The organism is Algicella marina (assembly GCF_009931615.1).
In the GTDB taxonomy this organism is placed as follows: Bacteria; Pseudomonadota; Alphaproteobacteria; order Rhodobacterales; family Rhodobacteraceae; genus Algicella; species Algicella marina.
Genome location: NZ_CP046620.1, coordinates 3,282,003 through 3,303,277 on the forward strand (window position 1 = coordinate 3,282,003; position 21,275 = coordinate 3,303,277).

19 protein-coding genes are annotated in these 21,275 nt (G+C 59.6%); 10 read left to right on the plus strand and 9 right to left on the minus strand.

All coding sequences use genetic code 11. The features are described 5' to 3' along the window. Nucleotides 1-431: 431 nt before the first annotated feature. The 7 genes from hemJ to GO499_RS16185 all read left to right on the plus strand — a co-directional run bounded on the left by hemJ (nucleotide 432) and on the right by GO499_RS16185 (nucleotide 7,818). Nucleotides 432-875, plus strand: coding sequence for a protoporphyrinogen oxidase HemJ (hemJ, locus tag GO499_RS16155; RefSeq protein WP_161863144.1), 444 nt, complete (start codon nucleotides 432-434; stop codon nucleotides 873-875). A 141-nt stretch (nucleotides 876-1,016) separates the two neighbouring features. Beyond that, a complete protein-coding gene (gene rho, locus GO499_RS16160) occupies nucleotides 1,017-2,288 on the plus strand; it encodes a transcription termination factor Rho (RefSeq protein WP_161863145.1) in 1,272 nt (423 codons plus the stop codon). Nucleotides 2,289-2,333: 45 nt separating this feature from the next. After that, complete coding sequence (gene mnmE, locus GO499_RS16165; RefSeq protein ID WP_161863146.1) at nucleotides 2,334-3,638, plus strand: tRNA uridine-5-carboxymethylaminomethyl(34) synthesis GTPase MnmE; 1,305 nt, start codon at nucleotides 2,334-2,336, stop codon at nucleotides 3,636-3,638. Nucleotides 3,639-3,641: 3 nt separating this feature from the next. After that, on the plus strand, nucleotides 3,642-5,519 hold the full coding sequence (mnmG, locus tag GO499_RS16170) for a tRNA uridine-5-carboxymethylaminomethyl(34) synthesis enzyme MnmG (RefSeq protein ID WP_161863147.1): 1,878 nt from the start codon (nucleotides 3,642-3,644) through the stop codon (nucleotides 5,517-5,519). Beyond that, nucleotides 5,519-6,133 (plus strand): 16S rRNA (guanine(527)-N(7))-methyltransferase RsmG, encoded by a 615-nt coding sequence (rsmG, locus tag GO499_RS16175; protein WP_161863148.1) that lies wholly within the window; start codon nucleotides 5,519-5,521, stop codon nucleotides 6,131-6,133. Before mnmG ends, rsmG begins: the two co-directional genes overlap by 1 nt. Next, nucleotides 6,120-6,923, plus strand: a complete 804-nt coding sequence (locus tag GO499_RS16180; RefSeq protein ID WP_161863149.1) for a ParA family protein — start codon at nucleotides 6,120-6,122, stop codon at nucleotides 6,921-6,923. Before rsmG ends, GO499_RS16180 begins: the two co-directional genes overlap by 14 nt. Before the next feature lies 1 nt (nucleotide 6,924). Further along, the gene (locus GO499_RS16185; protein ID WP_161863150.1) at nucleotides 6,925-7,818 is read left to right on the plus strand and encodes a ParB/RepB/Spo0J family partition protein; all 894 of its coding nucleotides are present in this window, start codon (nucleotides 6,925-6,927) and stop codon (nucleotides 7,816-7,818) included. Here GO499_RS16185 and hemW read toward each other — a convergent pair. Genes hemW through rph form a run of 3 tightly spaced genes read right to left on the minus strand, consistent with a single transcriptional unit; the run spans nucleotide 7,808 to nucleotide 10,279 of the window. Then, on the minus strand, nucleotides 7,808-8,959 hold the full coding sequence (gene hemW / locus GO499_RS16190) for a radical SAM family heme chaperone HemW (protein WP_161863151.1): 1,152 nt from the start codon (nucleotides 8,957-8,959) through the stop codon (nucleotides 7,808-7,810). The genes GO499_RS16185 and hemW overlap by 11 nt on opposite strands. Beyond that, entirely contained in the window at nucleotides 8,952-9,563 is a 612-nt protein-coding gene (gene rdgB / locus GO499_RS16195; RefSeq protein ID WP_161863152.1) for an RdgB/HAM1 family non-canonical purine NTP pyrophosphatase, read from the minus strand. Before rdgB ends, hemW begins: the two co-directional genes overlap by 8 nt. Continuing rightward, entirely contained in the window at nucleotides 9,563-10,279 is a 717-nt protein-coding gene (gene rph / locus GO499_RS16200; protein ID WP_161863153.1) for a ribonuclease PH, read from the minus strand. The genes rdgB and rph overlap by 1 nt, the downstream gene beginning before the upstream one ends. Nucleotides 10,280-10,408: 129 nt before the next feature. On the opposite strand from rph, the gene hrcA reads away from it, so the two are divergent. Then, nucleotides 10,409-11,482 carry a heat-inducible transcriptional repressor HrcA gene (gene hrcA, locus GO499_RS16205; RefSeq protein WP_161863154.1) on the plus strand — a complete coding sequence of 358 codons (1,074 nt, stop codon included), beginning with the start codon at nucleotides 10,409-10,411 and terminating at the stop codon, nucleotides 11,480-11,482. Nucleotides 11,483-11,528: 46 nt separating this feature from the next. Continuing rightward, on the plus strand, nucleotides 11,529-12,122 hold the full coding sequence (gene grpE / locus GO499_RS16210; RefSeq protein WP_161863155.1) for a nucleotide exchange factor GrpE: 594 nt from the start codon (nucleotides 11,529-11,531) through the stop codon (nucleotides 12,120-12,122). Nucleotides 12,123-12,125: 3 nt separating this feature from the next. On the opposite strand, the gene mutS is transcribed toward grpE, so the two are convergent. From mutS to GO499_RS16240, 6 genes are all read right to left on the minus strand, one after another. Continuing rightward, nucleotides 12,126-14,759: a DNA mismatch repair protein MutS gene (gene mutS / locus GO499_RS16215; RefSeq protein ID WP_161864030.1), complete on the minus strand. Its 2,634-nt coding sequence runs from the start codon at nucleotides 14,757-14,759 to the stop codon at nucleotides 12,126-12,128. 93 nt (nucleotides 14,760-14,852) lie between these two features. Next, nucleotides 14,853-15,455, minus strand: a complete 603-nt coding sequence (locus tag GO499_RS16220; RefSeq protein WP_161863156.1) for a glutathione S-transferase family protein — start codon at nucleotides 15,453-15,455, stop codon at nucleotides 14,853-14,855. 8 nt (nucleotides 15,456-15,463) lie between these two features. Further along, nucleotides 15,464-16,495: a DNA polymerase III subunit delta gene (gene holA, locus GO499_RS16225; RefSeq protein WP_431309873.1), complete on the minus strand. Its 1,032-nt coding sequence runs from the start codon at nucleotides 16,493-16,495 to the stop codon at nucleotides 15,464-15,466. Next, entirely contained in the window at nucleotides 16,483-16,980 is a 498-nt protein-coding gene (gene lptE / locus GO499_RS16230) for an LPS assembly lipoprotein LptE (RefSeq protein WP_161863158.1), read from the minus strand. The genes holA and lptE overlap by 13 nt, the downstream gene beginning before the upstream one ends. Continuing rightward, nucleotides 16,967-19,540, minus strand: coding sequence for a leucine--tRNA ligase (gene leuS / locus GO499_RS16235; protein WP_161863159.1), 2,574 nt, complete (start codon nucleotides 19,538-19,540; stop codon nucleotides 16,967-16,969). Before leuS ends, lptE begins: the two co-directional genes overlap by 14 nt. A gap of 27 nt (nucleotides 19,541-19,567) precedes the next feature. Continuing rightward, nucleotides 19,568-20,059, minus strand: a complete 492-nt coding sequence (locus GO499_RS16240; protein ID WP_161863160.1) for a DUF3576 domain-containing protein — start codon at nucleotides 20,057-20,059, stop codon at nucleotides 19,568-19,570. Nucleotides 20,060-20,302: 243 nt separating this feature from the next. On the opposite strand from GO499_RS16240, the gene GO499_RS16245 reads away from it, so the two are divergent. Further along, nucleotides 20,303-21,214: a porin gene (locus GO499_RS16245; RefSeq protein ID WP_161863161.1), complete on the plus strand. Its 912-nt coding sequence runs from the start codon at nucleotides 20,303-20,305 to the stop codon at nucleotides 21,212-21,214. Nucleotides 21,215-21,275 lie beyond the last annotated feature (61 nt).

The following is a 21,275-nucleotide window of genomic DNA, read 5'->3' on the forward strand; positions in this document are numbered from 1 at the left end:
GGATTATTCCGTGGAAACACCGGGTGGGAATCGTGGGCTGTTTCGGGCAAATCGATCTCTTTCCGTTTCCATCCTCGCATCCCGTTTTCATTCCCCTTTGTCATGCACAGGGGCAATAAGGAAATTGGTCTGTGGAAAGGCTGGGTGGGAATCGCGAACAGCTGGGCTTGTTCAATATAGCTCTACGGTTATCCACAGTTCCATCCCGGCGTCTTATTGATATAACTCATTGATAACAATTTGCAAAAATCTACCAGGGGATAACCCTGAAATTCGTGGTTCAGCGCTGTGAGCAGAATGGGCCGTAAAGACATTATGCGAATAACGTCGGTAATCCCCGTTATCCACGCCGCTACTACCAAAACAATCTTTCTTATTATCTTTCTTTTCAAGTAAGGGTTTGCCTGAACCCGAGTTGAGAGACACGTGAAATGCTGGCAACCCTGTATCCTTGGATCAAGGCGATCCACATCATGGCCGTGATCGCCTGGATGGCGGGCTTGTTCTATCTGCCCAGACTGTTCGTGCATCATGCCGAAAGGGCAAAGCCAGGCAGTGAGCTTTCCGAGACATTCAAGATGATGGAACGTAAACTTCTGAGAATAATCATGAATCCGGCTATGATCGTCACCTGGATCATGGGGATTCTTCTGCTGATGACCGGCATTGTGGATTTCGGAAGTGAGTACTGGATACACGCTAAGTTGCTGCTCGTTCTGGCCATGACCGTGTTTCACATGTGGCTGGCGAAGTGCCGTAAGGCGTTCGAGACGGACACAAATGCCTACAGCGGGCGTACCTACAGGTTGATGAACGAGGTTCCGACCCTGCTCATGATCGTCATAGTTGTATTGGTTGTTGTAAAACCCTTTTGACGCGATCAGTTGACATTTTGTATAAAGAGACAATATACGCAGCAAAGCATTGGCGTTCGCCATCAAAAATGCAGCCTCCGACAAGACTCCACCGCTGAGTATGGACTGAGCCGCGAGCCCCGCGGCGTATAAAGGGTATCCATGGAATATACGGAACTTTCTCTCGCCGACCTGAAAGCGAAAAGCCCCGCCGACTTGCTGACGATGGCCGAGGATCTTGAAATCGAGAACGCCTCGACGATGCGCAAGGGCGACATGATGTTCGCCATTCTGAAAGAACTTGCGGAGGAAGGCGTAGAGATATCCGGCGATGGTGTGCTGGAGGTTTTGCAGGACGGGTTCGGGTTCCTGCGCTCGCCGGAGGCGAACTATTTGCCGGGGCCGGACGATATCTACGTGAGTCCCAACCAGATCCGCAAATTCTCTTTGCGCACCGGGGATACCGTCGAAGGTGTCATACGGGCGCCGCAGGAAAATGAGAAGTATTTCGGACTGGTGAAAGTCAGCCAGATCAACTTCGAGGATCCTGAACGTGCGCGGCACAAGGTCAATTTCGACAACCTGACGCCATTGTATCCGGATGAGCGGCTGCGGATGGAAGTTGAAGATCCGACGATCAAGGACAAGTCGGCGCGGGTTATCGACCTGGTGGCACCGATCGGGAAAGGCCAGAGGGGCCTGATCGTGGCGCCGCCGCGGACAGGTAAGACCGTGATTTTGCAGAATATTGCGGCCTCTATCGAAAAGAACCACCCGGAGTGTTTCCTGATCGTGCTGCTGGTCGACGAGCGGCCGGAAGAGGTCACGGACATGCAGCGGTCCGTCAAGGGCGAGGTTGTTTCCTCCACCTTTGACGAGCCGGCGTCCCGCCACGTTGCTGTGGCCGAAATGGTGATCGAGAAAGCCAAGCGGCTGGTTGAGCACAAGCGGGATGTTGTGATCCTGCTGGATTCCATCACGCGGCTCGGGCGGGCGTTCAATACCGTGGTTCCGAGCTCCGGCAAGGTTCTGACAGGTGGTGTGGATGCCAACGCATTGCAGCGGCCGAAGCGTTTCTTCGGTGCTGCGCGGAACATCGAGGAGGGCGGGAGCCTGACGATCATCGCGACCGCGCTGATCGACACGGGCAGCCGCATGGACGAGGTGATCTTCGAGGAATTCAAAGGCACCGGTAACTCGGAGATCGTGCTGGACCGCAAGATTGCCGACAAGCGTGTGTTCCCCGCGATCGACATCCTGAAGTCGGGCACCCGGAAGGAAGATCTGCTGGTGGACAAGGCCGATCTGACGAAGATGTTCGTGCTGCGTCGGATCCTGAACCCTATGGGCACCACGGATGCCATCGAGTTCCTGCTGGGCAAATTGAAACAGACGAAGAGCAATTCCGAGTTTTTCGACTCGATGAATTCCTGATAAATCCTGCGCCACCGGAGCCGGGGCTGGCTCGGAGGAGTGGCAATGCGGCGAGATACGATATTTGCGGAAGCTACGGTGCCGGGACGCGGGGGTGTCTCGGTCATACGTGTGTCCGGCCCGGATGCCTGGACTGCGGCGGAACGGATGGCTGGGGCACTGCCTGCGCCGCGCATGGCCGGGCTGAGGCAGATTTGCGATCCGGCGGACGGGCGGGTTCTGGACGAGGGGCTGGTACTGGCGTTTGAAGCGGGCGCAAGCTTCACCGGCGAGCCTGTTGTGGAATTTCAGCTTCACGGCAGTCGGGCAGTTGTTCGCGCGATCCTCGGTGCACTGGGCGGATTTGAGGAGTTGCGATTGGCCGAAGCCGGAGAATTTACCCGGCGGGCGATGGAGAACGGTAGGCTGGATCTCGGTCAGGTTGAGGCGCTGGGCGATTTGATCGACGCGGAAACCGAGGCACAGCGCTTGCAGGCGCTGCGGGGTATGGACGGTATTCTCGGCAGGAAGACTGCGGAGTGGAGAGCTGATCTTGTGCGGGCGAGCGGGCTGCTGACGGCCTGTTTGGACTTCTCCGAGGAGGAATTGCCGGACGATTTGAGTGACGAGATCCTGACCCTGATTGAACGAACCGCCGCATCGGTGCAGGAAGAGGTTCAGAGCGCTTCGGCGGGTGAGAGGGTACGGAACGGTTTCGAGGTGGCCATAGTCGGCCGCCCCAATGCCGGAAAGTCGACGTTGCTGAACGCTCTGGCGAGGCGTGATGTTGCGCTGACGTCCGATATTGCCGGAACGACCCGAGACATCGTGGAGGCGAGGCTTGATCTGAAGGGGCATCTGGTGACCCTTCTGGATACCGCGGGGCTAAGGGCGACGGATGACGTTGTCGAGGGACTGGGTATTTCACGTGCCCGGCAGCGGGCTGAGGAGGCGGACCTGCGTGTTTTTCTGCTTATGCGTGGCGAGTCACCAGACGACTTGGGTTTGACGGTCAGACAGGGGGATCTTGTCGTTGATGCCAAGGGGGATCAGCTGACTGGAGGGGTGTTTCCGGTATCGGGCCTGAGTGGTCTGGGCCTGGACAGGCTGCTTTCCGAAATCAGTGATGAAATTGTCGGACGCGCATCATTTGTTGCATCAGCGAGCAACTTGCGCCAGAAAGCAGCTCTTGAGGACGCGGCCACGGCGCTCGTTGCCGCTGATCAGATTATGCGGGCCGATAGTGGCGCACTGGATCTTGTGTCTGAAAACTTGAGAATATCGCTATTTAGTCTTGATCGACTTATAGGGCGGGTTGATGTGGAAGATATGCTAGATGTTGTATTTTCCAGCTTCTGTGTTGGCAAGTAGGGAATGTTTCACGTGAAACACTCTGGATTTGATGTTTTGGTTGTCGGAGGTGGGCACGCAGGGGTTGAGGCCGCCCGTGCTGCTGCACAGATAGGTGCGCGTACTGTACTGATCACGCATCGCCTTGACCGAATTGGAGAAATGTCATGCAATCCGGCGATCGGTGGGATCGGGAAGGGCCATCTCGTGCGCGAGATAGACGCTCTGGGTGGATGGATGGGCGTGGCAGCGGACTTTGCGGCCATACAATATCGATTACTAAACCGAAAAAAGGGGCCGGCGGTTCAAGGGCCAAGAACACAAGCTGATAGAGCTTTATACCGTCAAGCCATGCAGCGCCTTGTCAGTGACTGTGCTGGACTTGAAGTGATAGAGTCGGGTGTCCGTGGGTTTGTGTGGGAAGGCTCCGCTATCTGCGGCGTAATCTTGGATGATGGAGTTCAGCTTGCTGGTCGTTCTGTAGTTCTGACAGCTGGTACGTTTCTGAATGGTGTCATTCATATTGGCGAGAAACGAATACCGGGTGGCAGGGCAGGCGATCCGGCTAGCGTGGCTCTGGGCGACGAACTCTCAGCACTGGGTTTGCCGGTCGGACGGTTGAAAACGGGAACACCGGCACGATTGGACGGCCGGACCATCAATTGGGATGCCGTCGGAAAGCAGGATGCCGATGATGACCCAGTGTATCTCTCCCAGCGGACCACTAGCGTTCAACAGCGCCAAATCGCCTGTGGGATCACAGAGACCAACGAAGCGACGCACGAGATTATTGACCGGAACCTGATGAATTCGGCGCTTCACGCCGGCCATATCTCGGGCAAAGGTCCCCGCTATTGCCCCTCGATAGAGGACAAGGTTGTCCGCTTCTCGGAAAAGAGCTCTCACCAGGTATTTCTGGAGCCCGAGGGCCTCGTTGACCACTCCGTCTATCCGAACGGAATATCGACATCCTTGCCGGAAGAAATTCAATCGGCGTTTATTCGTACGATGCGAGGTCTGGAACAGGTTGAGATCTTGCGACCAGGCTATGCGATTGAATATGACTACTTTGACCCCAGGGCGCTGACGGCCTCACTTGAAGTGAAAGAGTTTGATGGCCTGTTCTTCGCTGGCCAAATCAACGGGACGACTGGTTACGAAGAGGCGGCGGCACAGGGTCTTGTTGCGGGGCTTAATGCAGCACTGAAGGCTTTTGGTAGAGAACCAAACCTGTTCCGCCGATCCGAAAGCTATATAGGAGTCATGATCGACGACCTTGTTACACTGGGTGTAACGGAGCCGTACCGAATGTTCACATCCCGAGCGGAGTTCAGGCTTTTGCTGCGTGCGGACAACGCCGACCAGCGACTCTCGCCCTTGGCACATCAACTCGGCCTTCTGTCCGAAGATGTCTGGCGTGGCTTTAGTTCAAAAATGAATGAGCTGAACCTTGCGAAAGAGAAGCTGGAGGCGTTGTCCGTGACCTCCGCTCAGGCACGTCGGGCTGGTCTGGACGTAAGCCAGGATGGCTCGCGACGGAGCGGCTTGGAGATGCTTTCCCTGCCGGGTGTGACGTTTGGTGACCTGATCAGTTTTGACACATCCCTGAGTAATGTGAGCGCCGATGTTCGCCAGCAGTTGTCGACAGAAGCGCTCTACGGGCCATATCTGGATCGGCAACGACGGGACGCTGCCATACTTGCGCAGGATGAAGGGTTCAGTCTCCCGACATGGATGAACTACGGCGCCATACCCGGCCTCTCTGCCGAACTGAGTGAGAAGCTGGCGGCTTTGCGGCCGGAGACGCTTTCGCAAGCGAGACGTATTGAAGGCATAACACCTACAGCGCTTTCCCTGATCATGGCCGTAGCCCTGCGCGGAGAAAAGCGGGCAGCAGGCTGATGGTATCGGTACAGGATGTTGTTTCACGTGAAACAATGGACCGTCTGACAGAATATGTTTCTATTCTCTTGAAGTGGAACAAGTCGATCAATCTCATCGGGCGTGCGACCGAAACCGACATTTGGAATCGTCATATCGCCGATTCCTATCAAGTCTTTGCCCATCGTCCGGCGTCTCCCACGCTGTGGCTCGATATGGGGGCAGGCGGGGGCTTACCGGGGATTGTGATCGCCTTGCTCGCCCAGGAGCTAAAAAATTCGTTGAAAACCGTCCTTATTGAAAGTGACCAACGGAAATGTGTCTTTCTGGAATCTGCCGCGAGAGCGCTGGACCTCGATGTTGTCGTAATTTCTCAGCGGATTGAAACTGCCGATTCCATTGGTGCCGATGTCGTTTCAGCCCGTGCGCTGGCGCCACTGGAAAAGCTTCTGGCCTTGGCGGGTCGCCACCGGGCCGAGGATTGCACTTTTTTGTTTCCCAAGGGCGTAAATCACAAGGCGGAGATTGCAGGTTCCGTTAACCTGGGGCATCCTCAACCAGACATATTGCTCAATCCGGTCAACCGGGAGAGCGTCATCCTCAGGTATGAATTCGGCAGCCATGCAAGCGACTGAAGCGATTCGCATCTCCTTCACCAATCAAAAAGGCGGTGTCGGTAAGACAACCACGACTGTCAATCTCGGCACGGCATTGGCGCTTGTCGGCAAGAAGGTTCTCATAGTCGATGCCGACCCTCAGGGTAATGCATCAACAGGTTTCGGAATTGGCAGGGCACGCCGCGCGGTATCCATCCATGACGTTTTGTCTCAAACGTCGGGCGTCGAAGAGGCGATTCTGCCCACGGGTATCGAAAACCTCGACATTATCACCGCCACTGTCGATCTCAGCTCCATAGACGTCGATCTGATCCACGAGAAGGACAGGTTTTCCAGGCTCCGAACCGCGCTTAGCAGCAGCTCGATGCCGAAATACGATTATATTCTCATTGACTGTCCACCGTCACTGAACCTGCTCACAATAGCGGCGCTGACGGCATCGGACTTCGTATTGGTACCATTGCAATGTGAGTTCTTTGCACTCGAAGGCTTGAGCCAACTCCTTGAAAGTATTAAACAAATTCGCGCTGCCTCCAATCGAGACCTCAAGTTGCTAGGGGTGGTGCTAACGATGTTTGACACCCGGAATCGTCTTTCGGATCAGGTGGCGATGGATGTGAGGGAGAACCTGGGGTCGCTGGTACTGGACACCATTATTCCGCGAAATGTCCGGCTCAGCGAAGCGCCATCTCATGGTGTTCCGGGCGTCCTCTATGATCCCCGGAGTGTCGGCAGCATTGCCTACCGCAAACTTGCGGCGGAAGTTCTCAGAAAGACAAGTGCCGTGCGGGCCGAAGGAGTATCCTGAAATGGCGACAGCAAAACGATCCTCAACACCGAAAAAAGGCCTCGGTCGTGGTCTCTCGGCCCTACTGGCGGATGTGGAGCAACCGGCGGAGTCCGGAGCGCAACCGGCTATCGCAGCCGACAAGGAACTGCCGATCGACGTGATCGAACCTAACCCGGACCAGCCGCGCCGCATGTTCAGGGAGGAGGCGCTCGAGGAACTTGCCGCCTCCATTCGTGAAAAGGGTGTCATCCAGCCGGTCATAGTACGCCCACACCCGTCCAAGAACGGCCACTATCAGATCGTGGCGGGGGAGCGTCGCTGGCGGGCCGCCCAACGTGCTTCCATTCACAACCTGCCCGTGGTGATCCGGGACCTCACCGATACGGAGGTACTGGAACTCGCCATCGTCGAAAACGTCCAGCGGGCCGATCTCAATCCGATGGAGGAAGCTCTCGGGTATCGCCAGCTCATGGACAGATTTGGCCATACTCAGGAAAAACTTGCCGCCAGCCTTGGTAAGAGCCGAAGCCACATCGCCAACATTCTCCGCTTGCTCACCCTTCCAGAGGTCGTCCAGGCAATGGTCAACACCGGTGCTCTCTCTGCCGGCCATGCCCGCGCTCTGATCGGGGCCGAGGATCCGGTGGCCCTGGCCCAACACGTGGTCGACAGGGGCCTCTCTGTGCGCCAGACGGAAGCGCTGGCAAAAGGCGCGAAGGTCAGCAGCGGCCGGCGTCTCGCCGCGGTGCCTGACAAAGATGCCGATACGAGGGCACTTGAGGCCGATCTTTCCGCCCACCTTAGGATGAGTGTGACGATCCGGCACATTTCAAAGTCAGGTGACGGCGAAATAACGATAAAGTATAAAGACCTTGATCAACTGGATAATATTTGCCAGCTACTTAATCAGTAATTAATCTTTCGATGACATGGTTGAGTATAACAACATGTTCTTCGGGAACAATCAAATGCCCATCCTTTATATAGACTAGACCATCCTCGAGTAATCTGCGTATTTCCAGCGTTGCACCATTCAGCGTGTTGTATCGCGTGATGTCCATACCTTCGCGAAGCCTCAGTGACATCAGCAGGTAGTTCTCGGCCTGATCCGACGCAGGGATCACAGTGGTCCGACTTACACCGGTACCATGTTGTTCGACCCGTTCCAGCCACGCCTCAGGCGCGCGCTCGGTCTCGGTAGTGTGCCTGTCGTTGCCTGCCGACAGGAAACCGACGGCACCGGGCCCGACGCCGAGATAGTCACCGCAACGCCAATAGATCAGGTTATGCCGGCATTCCGCTCCTGCGCGGGCGTGGTTCGAAACCTCGTAGGCAGGCAGGCCGATCCTTTCACAGAAGTCACGGGTCGCCAAAAACATGTCTGCGGCACGGTCGTCTCCCGGTAGTCCGCGCAACTTGCCGCGCCGTGCCAGTTCATGGAACCGCGTACCGGGCTCCAGAGTCAGCTGGTAGAGCGAGAAATGGTCGACGGCCATCGCCGCCGCTTCCTGCAATTCGGCCTGCCAGGATGCCTGGTCCTGATCCTGCCTTGCATAGATCAGGTCGAAACTCACCCGGTCGAATTGCGTTCTGGCGATCTCGAAGGCAGCGCGTGCTTCGCTGGCGCTGTGAAGACGGCCCAGACGCCTGAGGTCCGTATCGACAAGGCTCTGCACGCCCAGGGAAACCCGGTTAACTCCACCGGCAGCATACTCCCTGAACCGTCCGGCCTCGACGGACCCGGGATTTGCTTCAAGCGTGATCTCGATATCCGGGGAAAGACGCCAGAGTTGGCCGATCTCCGCGATGATCGCAGCCACGGTTTCAGGTTCCATCAGGCTGGGCGTTCCGCCACCGAAAAATACGCTGCTTACGACACGCCCCTGCCATTGCCGGGCCTGCATCCGCAGGTCATCCAGCAGTGCTCTTCGCCAGCGGGCGTGATCCGTTTCGGCTCGCACATGGGAGTTGAAATCACAATAGGGGCACTTTGACTCGCAGAAAGGCCAGTGCACGTAGATGCCGAAACCTGCCTCTTCCCAGTTCTCAACCATCTAGGAAACGGCTAACGAGCAGCCGAAACGCTTGGGCACGGTGGCTCATGCCATGTTTGCGGTCAGGGTCCATTTCTCCAAAAGTTTGCTTCTCACCGGCAGGCAGAAATACAGGATCGAACCCGAATCCCTTGTCGCCGCGCGGTGGCCATACGAGTTCACCCTCAACTTCGCCGCGGAAAACCTCGTCCTGCCCGTCGGGGAAGGCGAGACAGAGTGTGCAGACGAAGCGTGCTGTAAATGGTGCGTGCGCGCCGGTTGCAACGATTGCGTTCTGAACCTTTGCCATGGCCATCGAAAAATCCCGTCCGTGCGGGGTTTCGGCCCAGTCGGCCGTATACACGCCCGGTGCCCCATCGAGCGCATCCACCTCCAGGCCACTGTCATCGGACAGCGCTGGCAAGCCGGAACCGGTGGCTGCCGCATGCGCCTTGATCCGGGCATTGCCGGCGAAGGTTGTTTCAGTCTCCTTGGGCTCGGCAAGCCCTAGATCGCCTGCGGAGATCACCTCGATGCCGAAAGGCTCCAACAGCTTCGCGATTTCCCTAAGCTTGCCGGCGTTGTGCGATGCCAGCACAAGCTTGTCAGAGGCGAGGTTGGCCATCAGCCTGCCAAGGCTGCCTGCTGGGCTGCCGCCAACCGGTCGCATCCGATTTCCGCCAGATCGAGCAGAGCCAGCAACTCGTCGCGGGCGAAGGTGGCGCCCTCGGCCGAGCCCTGTACTTCAACCAGCCTTTTCTCGCCCGTCATCACGAAATTTGCATCCGTACCGGCAACGCTATCCTCGGCGTAATCGAGATCCAGCACCGGCTGGCCGCCGTAGATGCCGCAGCTCACGGCCAGTATCGGCGAAGTCAAAGGATTGGTCTTGATCTCGCCGGCATTCATCAACGATCGCACTGCCAGTGCCAGCGCCACCCATCCACCGGTGATCGAGGCACAGCGGGTACCGCCATCTGCCTGGATGACATCACAATCGACCGTGATCTGCCGTTCGCCCAGCGCTGGACGATCGACACCTGCGCGCAGGGATCTGCCAATCAGCCGCTGGATTTCCTGTGTCCGTCCAGACTGTTTACCGGCTGTAGCCTCTCGGCGGTTCCGGCTGCTCGTTGCACCCGGCAGCATTCCGTATTCAGCAGTTACCCAGCCCAGCCCGGAGTTGCGCAGCCATGGTGGCACCCGCTCCTCCAGCGAGGCTGTGCAGATCACATGCGTGTCGCCACATCTGATGAGGCAGCTGCCGGCGGCGTGTTTCACGATTCCGGTTTCGATCGAGATACTGCGCATCTCGTCACGGTTTCGGCCTGATGGGCGCATGACCCTCTCCTTGTCTGGTTTCGGGGCCTCTTACCGGGAAACGCGGATAGCGTCCACCGCCACCGCGCAATTGACGATGGCACGGGACACCCATAGATACTGTCTGTCGCAAGTAACGGACATGTGCCCATGACCAGCACCAAGGACAGCTACGCCGCACTCGATTCCCGCAGTCGCGATGTTTTCCGCAACATCGTCGAAAGCTACCTCGAAACAGGTGATCCTGTCGGGTCGCGCACGCTGGTGCGCAGCCTGTCAGAGAAGGTTTCGGCAGCCACTGTCCGCAACACGATGCAGGATCTTGAACATCTAGGGCTGCTCGACAGCCCGCACGTGTCAGCCGGCCGCATTCCCACCCAACTTGGATTGCGCCTTTTCCTCGATGGTTTCCTGGAGGTCGGCCAGATTTCCGAGGCGGAGCGGCAGGAGATCGAACGCTCACTGGACGACAGGTCTCCGGACATCTCGGCCATGCTGGATCGGGCAGGCGGGCTCTTGTCCGGTCTCACACAGGGCGCTTCCCTGGTGCTGGCGCCAAAATCGGAGGCACCGATCAAGCATCTCGAATTCGTGGCACTGTCGCCAGAGCGGGCGCTTGTCGTTCTCGTGACTGCCGACGGCCATGTCGAGAATCGGTTGTTCACACCTCCACCGGGCCTGACACCCTCGGCCATGCGCGAGGCCGCCAATTTTCTCAACGCCGTTCTCGAAGGCCATACGCTCAGTGAACTTGGCGCTGTCGTCACTCGGGAGATCGAGAACAGGCGTGCGGAACTCGATGCCCTTGCAACTCGGCTGGTCGAGGACGGAATTGCCATCTGGTCCGACTCACAGGAGAAGGAACCAAGCCGCCTGATCGTGCGTGGCCGTGCCAACCTGCTGTCCGGTGAAACGGATGAGGCCGATCTCGAACGGGTTCGCAGCCTGTTTGAGGATCTGGAACGCAAGCAGGACCTGGCGCAGTTGCTGGAACTCACCGAACATGGCGCCGGTGTCCGCGTTTTTATTGGTTCCGAGACGAAACTCTTTTCACTTTCGGGTTCCTCTTTGGTGGTTTCTCCTTATATGAACGCCGAACGCAAGATCATCGGAGCGGTCGGCGTCATCGGCCCGACGCGGCAGAATTACGGGCGCATCGTTCCGATTGTGGATTACACGGCGCAGCTTGTCGGCCGGCTGATCTCAGGCCAGTCGAAGCTGTAGCACCGAAAGCAGAAAAGGCCGGAGGCGGCCAGAGGACGAGAACGATATGGGCGAACCCGAAGAAAACGAATTTCTGGACGATCCCGAATCCCTGTTGGAGGAGGAGTATCACGACGATCCGAGCGACGAGGAGATCGAGGTCGACTCGCTCCGCGCCGAACGTGACGAACTCAAGGACCGGTTGCTCCGCGCACTTGCCGAGACCGAGAACCTGCGCAAACGGGCGGAGCGCGACCGGCGTGACGCCGAGCTCTATGGCGGTGTCCGTCTCGCACGGGATCTTCTTTCCGTGCATGACAATCTCGGGCGGGCTCTCGAAACCATCGACGACACGCTGCGGACGGAACATGCGGCGCTGGTCGAGGGGCTGGAATTGACGCAACGCGATCTTGTCGCCGTGTTCAACAAGCACAAAATTGAGGAGATCAGCCCGGAAATCGGTTCAAAATTCGATCCGAAGCTGCACCAGGCGATGTTCGAGGCACCGATCCCCGATCAGCCTTCCGGCTCGATCATTCAGGTGATGGCCAAAGGATTTGGCATCGGTGATCGGCTGCTGCGCCCGGCGCAGGTCGGCGTATCCTCTGGTGGCGGTCAGGCCGCGAAGTCCGAACCGGCAACCGACGAACCGGAAGAATAAAGCTCAGCCCTCGTCGTCGCAGAGGGCTTTCAACGCATAGACAAGGTCCAGCGCCTCACGGGGGGAGAGTGTGTCGGGGTGAACCTCCGACAGCTTCTCCTCCAAGGGCGATGGACCGTTCTTCACGATTGGAGCAGGGGATGGCGTTGCGCTGAAGAGTGGCAGATCGTCGACTAGCGTTTTCGCTGCCCGGCCACTTTCCCTGTCGCCTTCCTCAAGTGTCTGAAGCACTGTGCGCGCCCGTTCGATCACGGCAGCCGGCAAACCCGCCAGTTTGGCGACCTGTACGCCGTAGGACCGGTCGGCGGCACCTTCGCGCACTTCGTGCAGAAAGATCACGTCGCCCTCCCACTCCCGCACGGCCATCGTTACGTTAGCCAAGCCCGACAGTTTGGCTGTCAGGCTGGTAAGCTCATGATAATGCGTGGCGAAAAGTGTCCGGCAACCGTTGACGTCGTGCAAGTGTTCCAGTGTCGCCCAGGCAATGGAAAGCCCGTCATAGGTTGCCGTTCCCCGGCCGATCTCGTCGAGGATGACCAGTGCCCGCGGTCCGGCCTGATTGAGGATCGCTGCCGTTTCCACCATTTCCACCATAAACGTCGACCGTCCGCGCGCCAGGTCGTCCGACGCTCCGACGCGACTGAACAACTGATCGACAATGCCTATTTCCGCCTTGTCCGCCGGAACGTAGCTGCCCACCTGCGCCAGCAGTGCAATCAGTGCGTTCTGACGCAGGAAAGTCGATTTACCGGCCATGTTCGGCCCGGTCAGTAGCCATACGGGTCGGGCAGCCTTGCTCTCGGCCCCCAGATCGCAATCATTGGCAACGAAGGCTGCGGAATTGGCCTTTCGCAAGGCCAGTTCGACGACAGGGTGCCTGCCCTTGTCGATCCGGAACGACCGGTCATTGCGCATCACCGGCCGCACCCAGTCCTCGCCCGCCGCCAGATCTGCCAAGGCGGCGGCGAGATCAATTTCGGCGACGGCACGAGCCAGAACAGACAGGCGCGGACCTTCCGCCAGTACGGCCGTGCACAGATTACCGAAGATTGCCTTCTCGATGTCCAGCGCCCGGCCGCCCGCGTTGAGGATGCGGGTTTCCATCCGTGTCAGTTCCTCGCTGGTAAAGCGCAGCTGGTTCGCAGTCGTCTGTCGATGGCGGAAGGATTCGTTGTGCGGTGGAAACAGCATCTTTTCCGCGTGGGTGGCAGGCGTTTCGATGAAGTAGCCCAGCACATTGTTATGCTTGATCTTCAGCGCACCGATGCCGGTCTGGTCCTGATAGGTTTTCTGCAAACCCGCGATGACTCCACGGCCTTCGTCCCGCAGTTCGCGGGCTTCGTCGAGGTCTTCGTCATATCCTGCAGCGATAAATCCGCCATCGCGGGCCAAATGCGGCGGCTCGGCGATGAGCGCATCTTCCAGCAGCGTAGCCAGCGCCTCATGACCTGTGAGTGCGGCGGTGGCCTCGGTCAGCAATTCCGGAAGATCGACGACCGACAGGTTTTCCGCCAGTTCCGATGCGACGGCCAACCCGCCCCGCAAGGCTGCCAGATCCCGGGGACCACCGCGCTCCAGTGACAGGCGCGACAATGCTCGCTCCATGTCCGGGGCGCGACACAGGATGTCGCGGACACTGGCGGCCAGACTGGCGTTTTCCGTGAACAGGGCGACGGCATCGTGGCGTGCATTGATGGTGGCAAGGTCGGTGGACGGGCTGGACAGCCGCACCTCCAACAGGCGCGCGCCGGTGCCGGTGAGTGTCCTGTCCATTGCCGCCAGCAGGGAACCTTCCCGACTGCCCGCGAGGCTGCGCGAGAGTTCGAGATTGCGACGGGTTGCCATGTCGATCTGCATCGCACCGCCCGCCTGTTCCTTCACCGGTGGTCGGATCAGGGGCAACTTGCCCTTCTGCGTCAGATCCAGATAATCGATCAGCGCCCCAAGGGCCGCTGTCTCGGTCCTCTCGAAATTGCCGAATGCGTCGAGCGTGCTGACGTCGAACAGGTCCTTCAGCCGGGCCTCTCCCTGTGTGCTGTCAAAGCCCGATGGGGCGCGGGGCGTCAGAGTGACTCCCGCCTCCTCCACACCGTCGCGCAACGCCTCGGCCTCGGGCTCCGCGACCAGCAGCTCGCTCGGGGCGACGCGGGCCAGCATGCGTGGAAGGTGCGCCGGTGGCAGCGTCGTGACCTGCAGGTCGCCGGTGGAAACATCGACCCACGCAAAGGCCGCGCCACCGCGGATGGTAGCAAAGGCCGCAAGGAAATTGTGCTCCCGCGCGTTCAGCAGCGTATCCTCGGTCAGCGTTCCGGGCGTGACCAGCCGCACGACATCACGCTTTACGACCGCCTTGTAGCCGCGCTTCTTGGCCTCTGCCGGGTTTTCGAGTTGTTCGCAGACGGCAACGCGAAATCCCTTGCGGATCAGGGTCAGCAGGTAACCCTCGGCTGCGTGATGCGGCACACCGCACATGGCGATATCCTGCCCCTGATGCTGGCCTCGCTTGGTCAGCGCAATATCGAGCGCGGCGGAAGCGGCCTCCGCATCCGAGAAAAACAGTTCGTAGAAATCGCCCATGCGGTAGAACAGCAGCGCATCCGGGTAGCGCCCCTTGATCTCCAGATACTGCGCCATCATCGGCGTCACGTTACTGTCGGCTGCCACCCTGTTCGCCCTCTTGCCTCACCTGTAAGCGCAGACCTTAACGGGCGGGTTGCGGAGTGAAAAGGATCAGCTGAGAGCGGCGGCCTTGGCCAGTGACCGTTGCATTGCCGGGCGTTTGCGCAGGCGTCGCAGGTAGTCGCCGACGGGGCCTTTGGGGAGTTCCATTTTAGCACTGAGCGCCCAGCCGGCGCAGTGGCTGATAATGATGTCGGGTACCGTCAGGATCTCGCCGGAGATAAAGGGTTTGTCACCCAGTCTGGCTTCCAGCTGCTCCATCGCACGGGCGAACTCGGCCGCAGCGGTCTTTTTGACGGCTTCGACGCGCAAATCTTGCGGCAGAACAAACGCGTGCTTGGCCTTGGTCCACAGTGCGGCGTCGATTTCGCAGACGGCGAACTGGGTGGCTGCATCCTGCTGTGCACGCGCCAGAGACCCGGCGGGGTGAGTCAGCGATCCGTGTCTGTCGGCAAGCCACGTGAGGATGGCGACACTGTCGGTAAGAACAGTGTCATCAATCAACAGCGAAGGGATCTTGCCGAGCGGGTTATGCAGAAACGCTTCTTCCGATTGCGGATTTGCGGGTCGGACCTCGTACTCCTGTTCCAGCTCTTCCAGAGCCCAGATGACACGGAGGGCGCGCGATTTCGGAGTGCCGATGACGGTGTACATGTCGTGACCTACCTTCCGTGCTGCATGGCAATGCGTATCAGGAGCCTTTCGACCACTGCCATGCCTGGCAACGGCCGGGCAGAGCGGAGCGAGAGGTCAGTGTCGGTGATCAGTGCCAGCACCGGTTCCAACCGCATTACGCCCCAGCCGCGTGCCTGCCGCACCATCCTGTCGCGCCTTGGGCCGAATACCGGCGGCCGGGCGCGGGAGAGGGCGCTCTCCGGTCCCTGTGGGTCGGACGCGGCGGCATAAAGCAGCCGGAAATGACGCATCAATGCGATGCAAAGCGTCGTCGGGTTCGTACCCTGGCCACCTAGGCGGGCGAGGGCATCGCCCAGCGTGGCCACTGACCCTTCAGCCACCATGTGGATCACATCGTCGATGTCGGCATCGGCATCCTGCGGCGCCACCGCGGCGATGTCTTCGCCAGTCAGGGGCGACTCGTCGCCTAGTTTGAACAGCGCCAGTTTTTCCAGTGTCTGGCGAAAATCGCCGGGGTCGAGGACCCGGCCAAGCGCCATCAGATCGTTCATTGCGGCTGGGGGAACTTCGCGGATGCCGGCGCGGACAAGTTCGGCCTCCAGTTCCTCGCGGCTGGCAGGGTCAGTGTAAATGGCCGCTGCCAGCGCTTGCCTGTCACCTTCGAACAGCTTGCGTAGGGCGGACCGGGCGTTGAGTTGCCCGGCGGTGACGACCAGCATTGCGTCACCTTTTTGCCAGCTCGACAGAGCCTGCTCCATCAACTTGGCAAGTCCGTCGGTCGCGTCCTCGACCAGTACGACACGCTGACCAGGAAAGAACCCCTGTGCCTTGATCGCATCGTCAAGTCTCGCCGGGTCGCGGCGCAGATCGCTGCCGCTCATCCGTTCCAGGCGCATTTCCTCGGCGCCGTTCGGTCCAATCAGAGCCCGGATCAAATCCTGACGTTTCAACGCCACGCGCATCGCGTCCTGTCCGTGAATCAGGATCCCGCTCCGGCTGGTGTCGGGCCTGGTGAAGAAGCTACCGGCGTCGCGCGGGTTGAGCTTCACGGCATCCATTCCCCCGCACTGGCGGCCAGTCGCAGCACGATCTGATCGGCCAGCGAGACCGCAAGCCGCCGTTCCGCGTCCTGGCTGGTGATGTCGGTGGCGAAGGCCGAGGCGGTAGTGCTGTAGGCCGTGAAATTGCGTACGCTGTCAGAGAAGACCGGCACTTCGGACGCATAGTCGAACAGCGTGAATGCAGCCCTGCCGGTAACGCTGACGCGGGTGATCGTGTTGTCGGAGCGGATCGCCTGACCTTCCGAGGAGATCTCCGGTTCGATGCGCAGGAAGTAGCGGGGAGTTTCGGCACGGCCAAGCCGCGTCTCCAGACGCTGGCGCATCTCGAAGCCGAACCGGCCTTCGAGCGGTGCCACGGCTATGGAGTTCTGCAGGCGGGCGGCGGCAGAACCCTTGCCGTAGAGCGGTTCGAAACCGCAGCCGGGCAGGGCCAGCGTGGCGGCCAGCCCAGCGAGCAGAGTGCGGCGGTCAGACCACGACATTCACAATCCGACCGGGCACGACGATGATTTTCTTCGGGGTCGCGCCATCAAGTGCCCGTTGCACCGCGGCATCTTCGAGTGCCAGAGCCTCGACGGTGGATTTGTCTGCTGCAGCGGGAACCGTGATTTCAGTGCGGCGTTTGCCGTTGATCTGGATGGGCAAGGTGACACTGTCCTCGACCAGAAGATTTTCTTCCGGCTTCGGCCATGGCGCCTGAGCGACAAGGCCCGAGCCACCGAGTGCGGCCCAGATTTCTTCGGCCAGATGTGGCGTGAACGGTTGCATCAATTGCGCCATGACGGCAATCGCCTCGCGTCTGGCGACCGCAAGGCCCGGAGCATCACCTGCGGCTTTCGCAATGGCGTTGGTCAGTTCGTAGAGTTTGGCCAGCGACTTGTTAAAAGCAAAGCCTTCGATCCCGTCAGTCACGTCACGGATCGTACGATGGGTGGTCCGGCGCAGGGTCAGCGATTCCTCGCTCTCGCCGTCTGCCGCCTCAACCGTGCGGATTTCGTCGGCCAAGCGCCAAACGCGTTGCAGGTGCTTCCATGTCGCGTCCGCACCTGCTGCCGTCCACTCCACATCGCGTTCCGGCGGGCTGTCCGACATCACGAACCAACGGGCGGTGTCTGCTCCGTACTGATCAACAATATCGACAGGATCGACGACATTCCGCTTTGATTTCGACATCTTTATCGACGGGCCGACGATAACTTTTTCACCGGTTGCCCGCAGAGTTGCGCCATCGTCTGTGCGGATCACCTCATCCGGTGCAACCCAGCGTGTCCGGCCTTCGCCCGGCAGCGCGTAGGTTTCGTGGCACACCATGCCTTGAGTGAACAGCGCGTTGAACGGCTCCACCGCGCTTTCAGGCAGGTGGCCCGTGCGTTGCATCGCGCGGGCGAAAAAACGCGAGTAGAGCAGGTGCAGGATCGCGTGCTCGACCCCGCCGATATACTGATCGACGTTCATCCAGTATTCGGCTGCCGCCAAGTCCGTCGGCGTTTCGGCGCGAGGTGCGGTGAAGCGGGCGAAGTACCACGAGCTGTCGACGAAAGTGTCCATCGTGTCGGTCTCACGCTTGGCCGGCTTGCCACAGGCGGGGCACGGTACGTCTCGCCATGTCGGGTGACGGTTCAGCGGGTTGCCGGGCTGATCGAGGCTTACGTCGTCCGGCAGGCGGACGGGCAGGTTTTCCTTCTTCTCCGGCACCACGCCACAATCGTCGCAATGCACCACCGGGATCGGGCAACCCCAGTAGCGCTGGCGTGAGACGCCCCAGTCGCGCAGGCGGAACTTGGTGACGCCTTTGCCAAAGCCCTTCTGTTCGCAGAAGGCTATGGCCGCGTCGATGGCCTCATTACCGGTCATGTCCGGCCCGCCGGCAATCGGTTTGGTGAAGTGCACCGTTTCCGTTTTCGGCGGGGTGTAGGCCTCGTTCTCGACCGGCGTGCCGCCTTCGAGCGCGACGAAGGTGTCGATCACATCGAGCCCGTATTTTCGAGCGAAATCAAGGTCTCGCTGGTCGTGGGCGGGGCAGCCGAAGATCGCGCCCGTGCCGTAATCCATCAAGATGAAGTTGGCGATGTAGACGGGCAGGTGCCAATCGGGGTCGAGTGGATGCGCCACTTTCAGCCCGGTGTCGAAGCCCTTCTTCTCGGCCGTCTCCAGCGCTTCCTCCGAGGTGCCGATCTGGCGGCATTCGGTGTTGAAGGCGGCGATGTCGGCGCGCTCGGCCTCCAGCGTCCTGGCCAGCGGGTGATCGGGCGAGATCGCGGCAAAGCTCGCGCCCATCAGCGTGTCTGGGCGCGTGGTATAGACCTCCAGCCGCTCGAAGCCTGCGGGGGCGCCTAGCACGTCGAAGGCGAATTGCAAACCACGGCTCTTTCCGATCCAGTTGGCCTGCATCAGGCGCACCTTTTCGGGCCAGTCGGTCAGCGTGTCGAGCGCTGCCAGAAGCTCTTCGGAATATTCGGAGATCTTGAAGAACCACTGCGTGAGTTCCTTGCGCTCGACCAGCGCACCCGAGCGCCAACCGCGCCCGTTCTCCACCTGTTCGTTGGCCAGAACTGTCATATCCACCGGATCCCAGTTCACGGTGGCGTTGCGGCGGTAGACGAGGCCCGCTTCCATCATGTCGAGGAAAAGAGCCTGCTGCTGGCCGTAGTATTCCGGATCGCAGGTGGCGAATTCACGGGACCAGTCGATGGACAGGCCCAGCGGCTTCATCTGGTCGCGCATGTCGGCGATGTTCTGGTACGTCCAGGTGCCGGGGTGGGTCTTCTTTTCGATTGCGGCATTTTCGGCCGGCATACCGAAGGCGTCCCATCCCATCGGGTGCAGGACGGAAAAGCCATTCACCAACTTGTAGCGGGCGACAACGTCACCCATCGTATAGTTGCGCACATGGCCCATGTGGATACGGCCGGAGGGATAGGGGAACATCTCCAGCACGTAGTATTTTGGCCGGGAGGGATCTTGCTCGGCTGTAAAAACAGCTGCTTCCTCCCACGCGGCCTGCCATTTGGGTTCGATCTCGCGCGCATTCAGGCGGGACATTGGTACTTCCTTACTTGGGGTGCAGCCTCAGCTGCGCCGCCCCGCCTCTGCCACGCGGATCTGGCGCGCGCGGGTGAGGATGGCGTTCTCGATTTCCTTGGCGACGTCGTCGCTTACCGCGATTGCCCGCCCGCCGGACTGACGGAACACCGCTACGCGAAGAGAGCGGGCCTCAAGCGCCGGTTCGGTGATGTAAACCGTGACACGATAAGGCTGCGACGCACCGTTGACGCGTCCCCAGTCCGTGGCAATGACGCCGGAGAACGGATCCGCCGAGGAGATGGGAAGAATTGAAAGCGTGTCGAGCGAGGCCGCCCAGAGATAACGATTGACGCCGATCTTCTGATCTTCCTCGTTGTCACCGAACAGGTCAAAGAACGAGGAAGAGCGGCGCTGTGTCGGCCGTTCGACTTCGTCGCGACCAGCAGAAGACGTCACTTTGCTGTCAGCGTCGCTTCCGCACCCGCCAAGCAGCATCGTCGCCACGCAGATCGTCACTAATGTTGCCTTGGCCGCCATGGCTGTACTCCTGCCCCGTCAAGCTTTCCGGATTTTCTAACGAACTGGGCATCCTGCCACAAGAGAGAAGGGTTGCTGAGCCCTTTGCCACAGTGTGTCTTTGCTGCATCACGAAACTTTTTCACAGAAGGGCCGTGGGGCATTTGCTTGATCGACGCCCGGAATTTGAGCATGAAGCGAACGTACTCATCCGGGTGGACCTGGAGTGAGGTGCACTCTGAAACATTAATCTGAGGGAAAACGATGAAAAACGTTCTCTTCGCAACGACGGCACTGGTCGCTTTTGGCGGCGCTGCTTTCGCTGACGCACACGAAGGTGGCCCGGTCTCCTTCTCCGGTTCCGCCGAACTGGGTATCACCTACACCGACGCAGATGGCGCCCCGAACGACGGTATCGACTTCGTTGGCGACTACGGCCTGGACATCACGCTGTCCGGCACGTCCGACGCAGGCATCTCTTTCGGTGCAAACGTTGAAATCGAGCACGACGCTTCCAACGCCGGTACTGGCGAAGACATCGACGACTTCAACGTCTTCGTGTCCGGTTCCTTCGGTACCCTGACGCTCGGTGACGTCGACTCCGGTTTCGACTTCGTGTCCATCGGTATCGACACCGGCGGTCTGGCTGACGAAGCTGACTACTACGCATGGGATTCCGGCCTTGACGGTGCGAACGACGGCATCATCCTGCGCTACGACATCACCTACTCCGGCGTAACGTTCGCTGCATCCGTTGAGCAGGGCACAGGCGTTGAAGACGACGTTTACGCAGTTGGTCTCGGCTATGCCGGTTCCTTCGGTTCCGCTGACGTTGGCTTCGCAGTTGCCTACACAGAGCAGGACGAAGACGAAGTCATCCACATCGGTGCTTCCGTTGGCTTCTCCGGCCTGGACATCAAAGGTTCCTACCAGCTGGCAGAAATCGGTGGTGTTGACACGGACACGATCGAAGCATCCGTTGCTTACTCCACGGGCGCAATCACTGTTGGTGCCAACACGCACATCACAACGGGTGACGTCGAAGACGAATCCTACGGTGTGTTCGGTGAATACGACCTCGGTGGCGGTCTCTCCCTCGTGGGTGCCGTTTCCACGTCCAACATCTCCGGCGACGACGTGATCAACGCGGGCATGGGCTTCGCGATGTCCTTCTGATCCAACCGGATCACTGGATTTGGAAGAGCGGGCTTCGGCCCGCTCTTTCTTTTTGTGGATA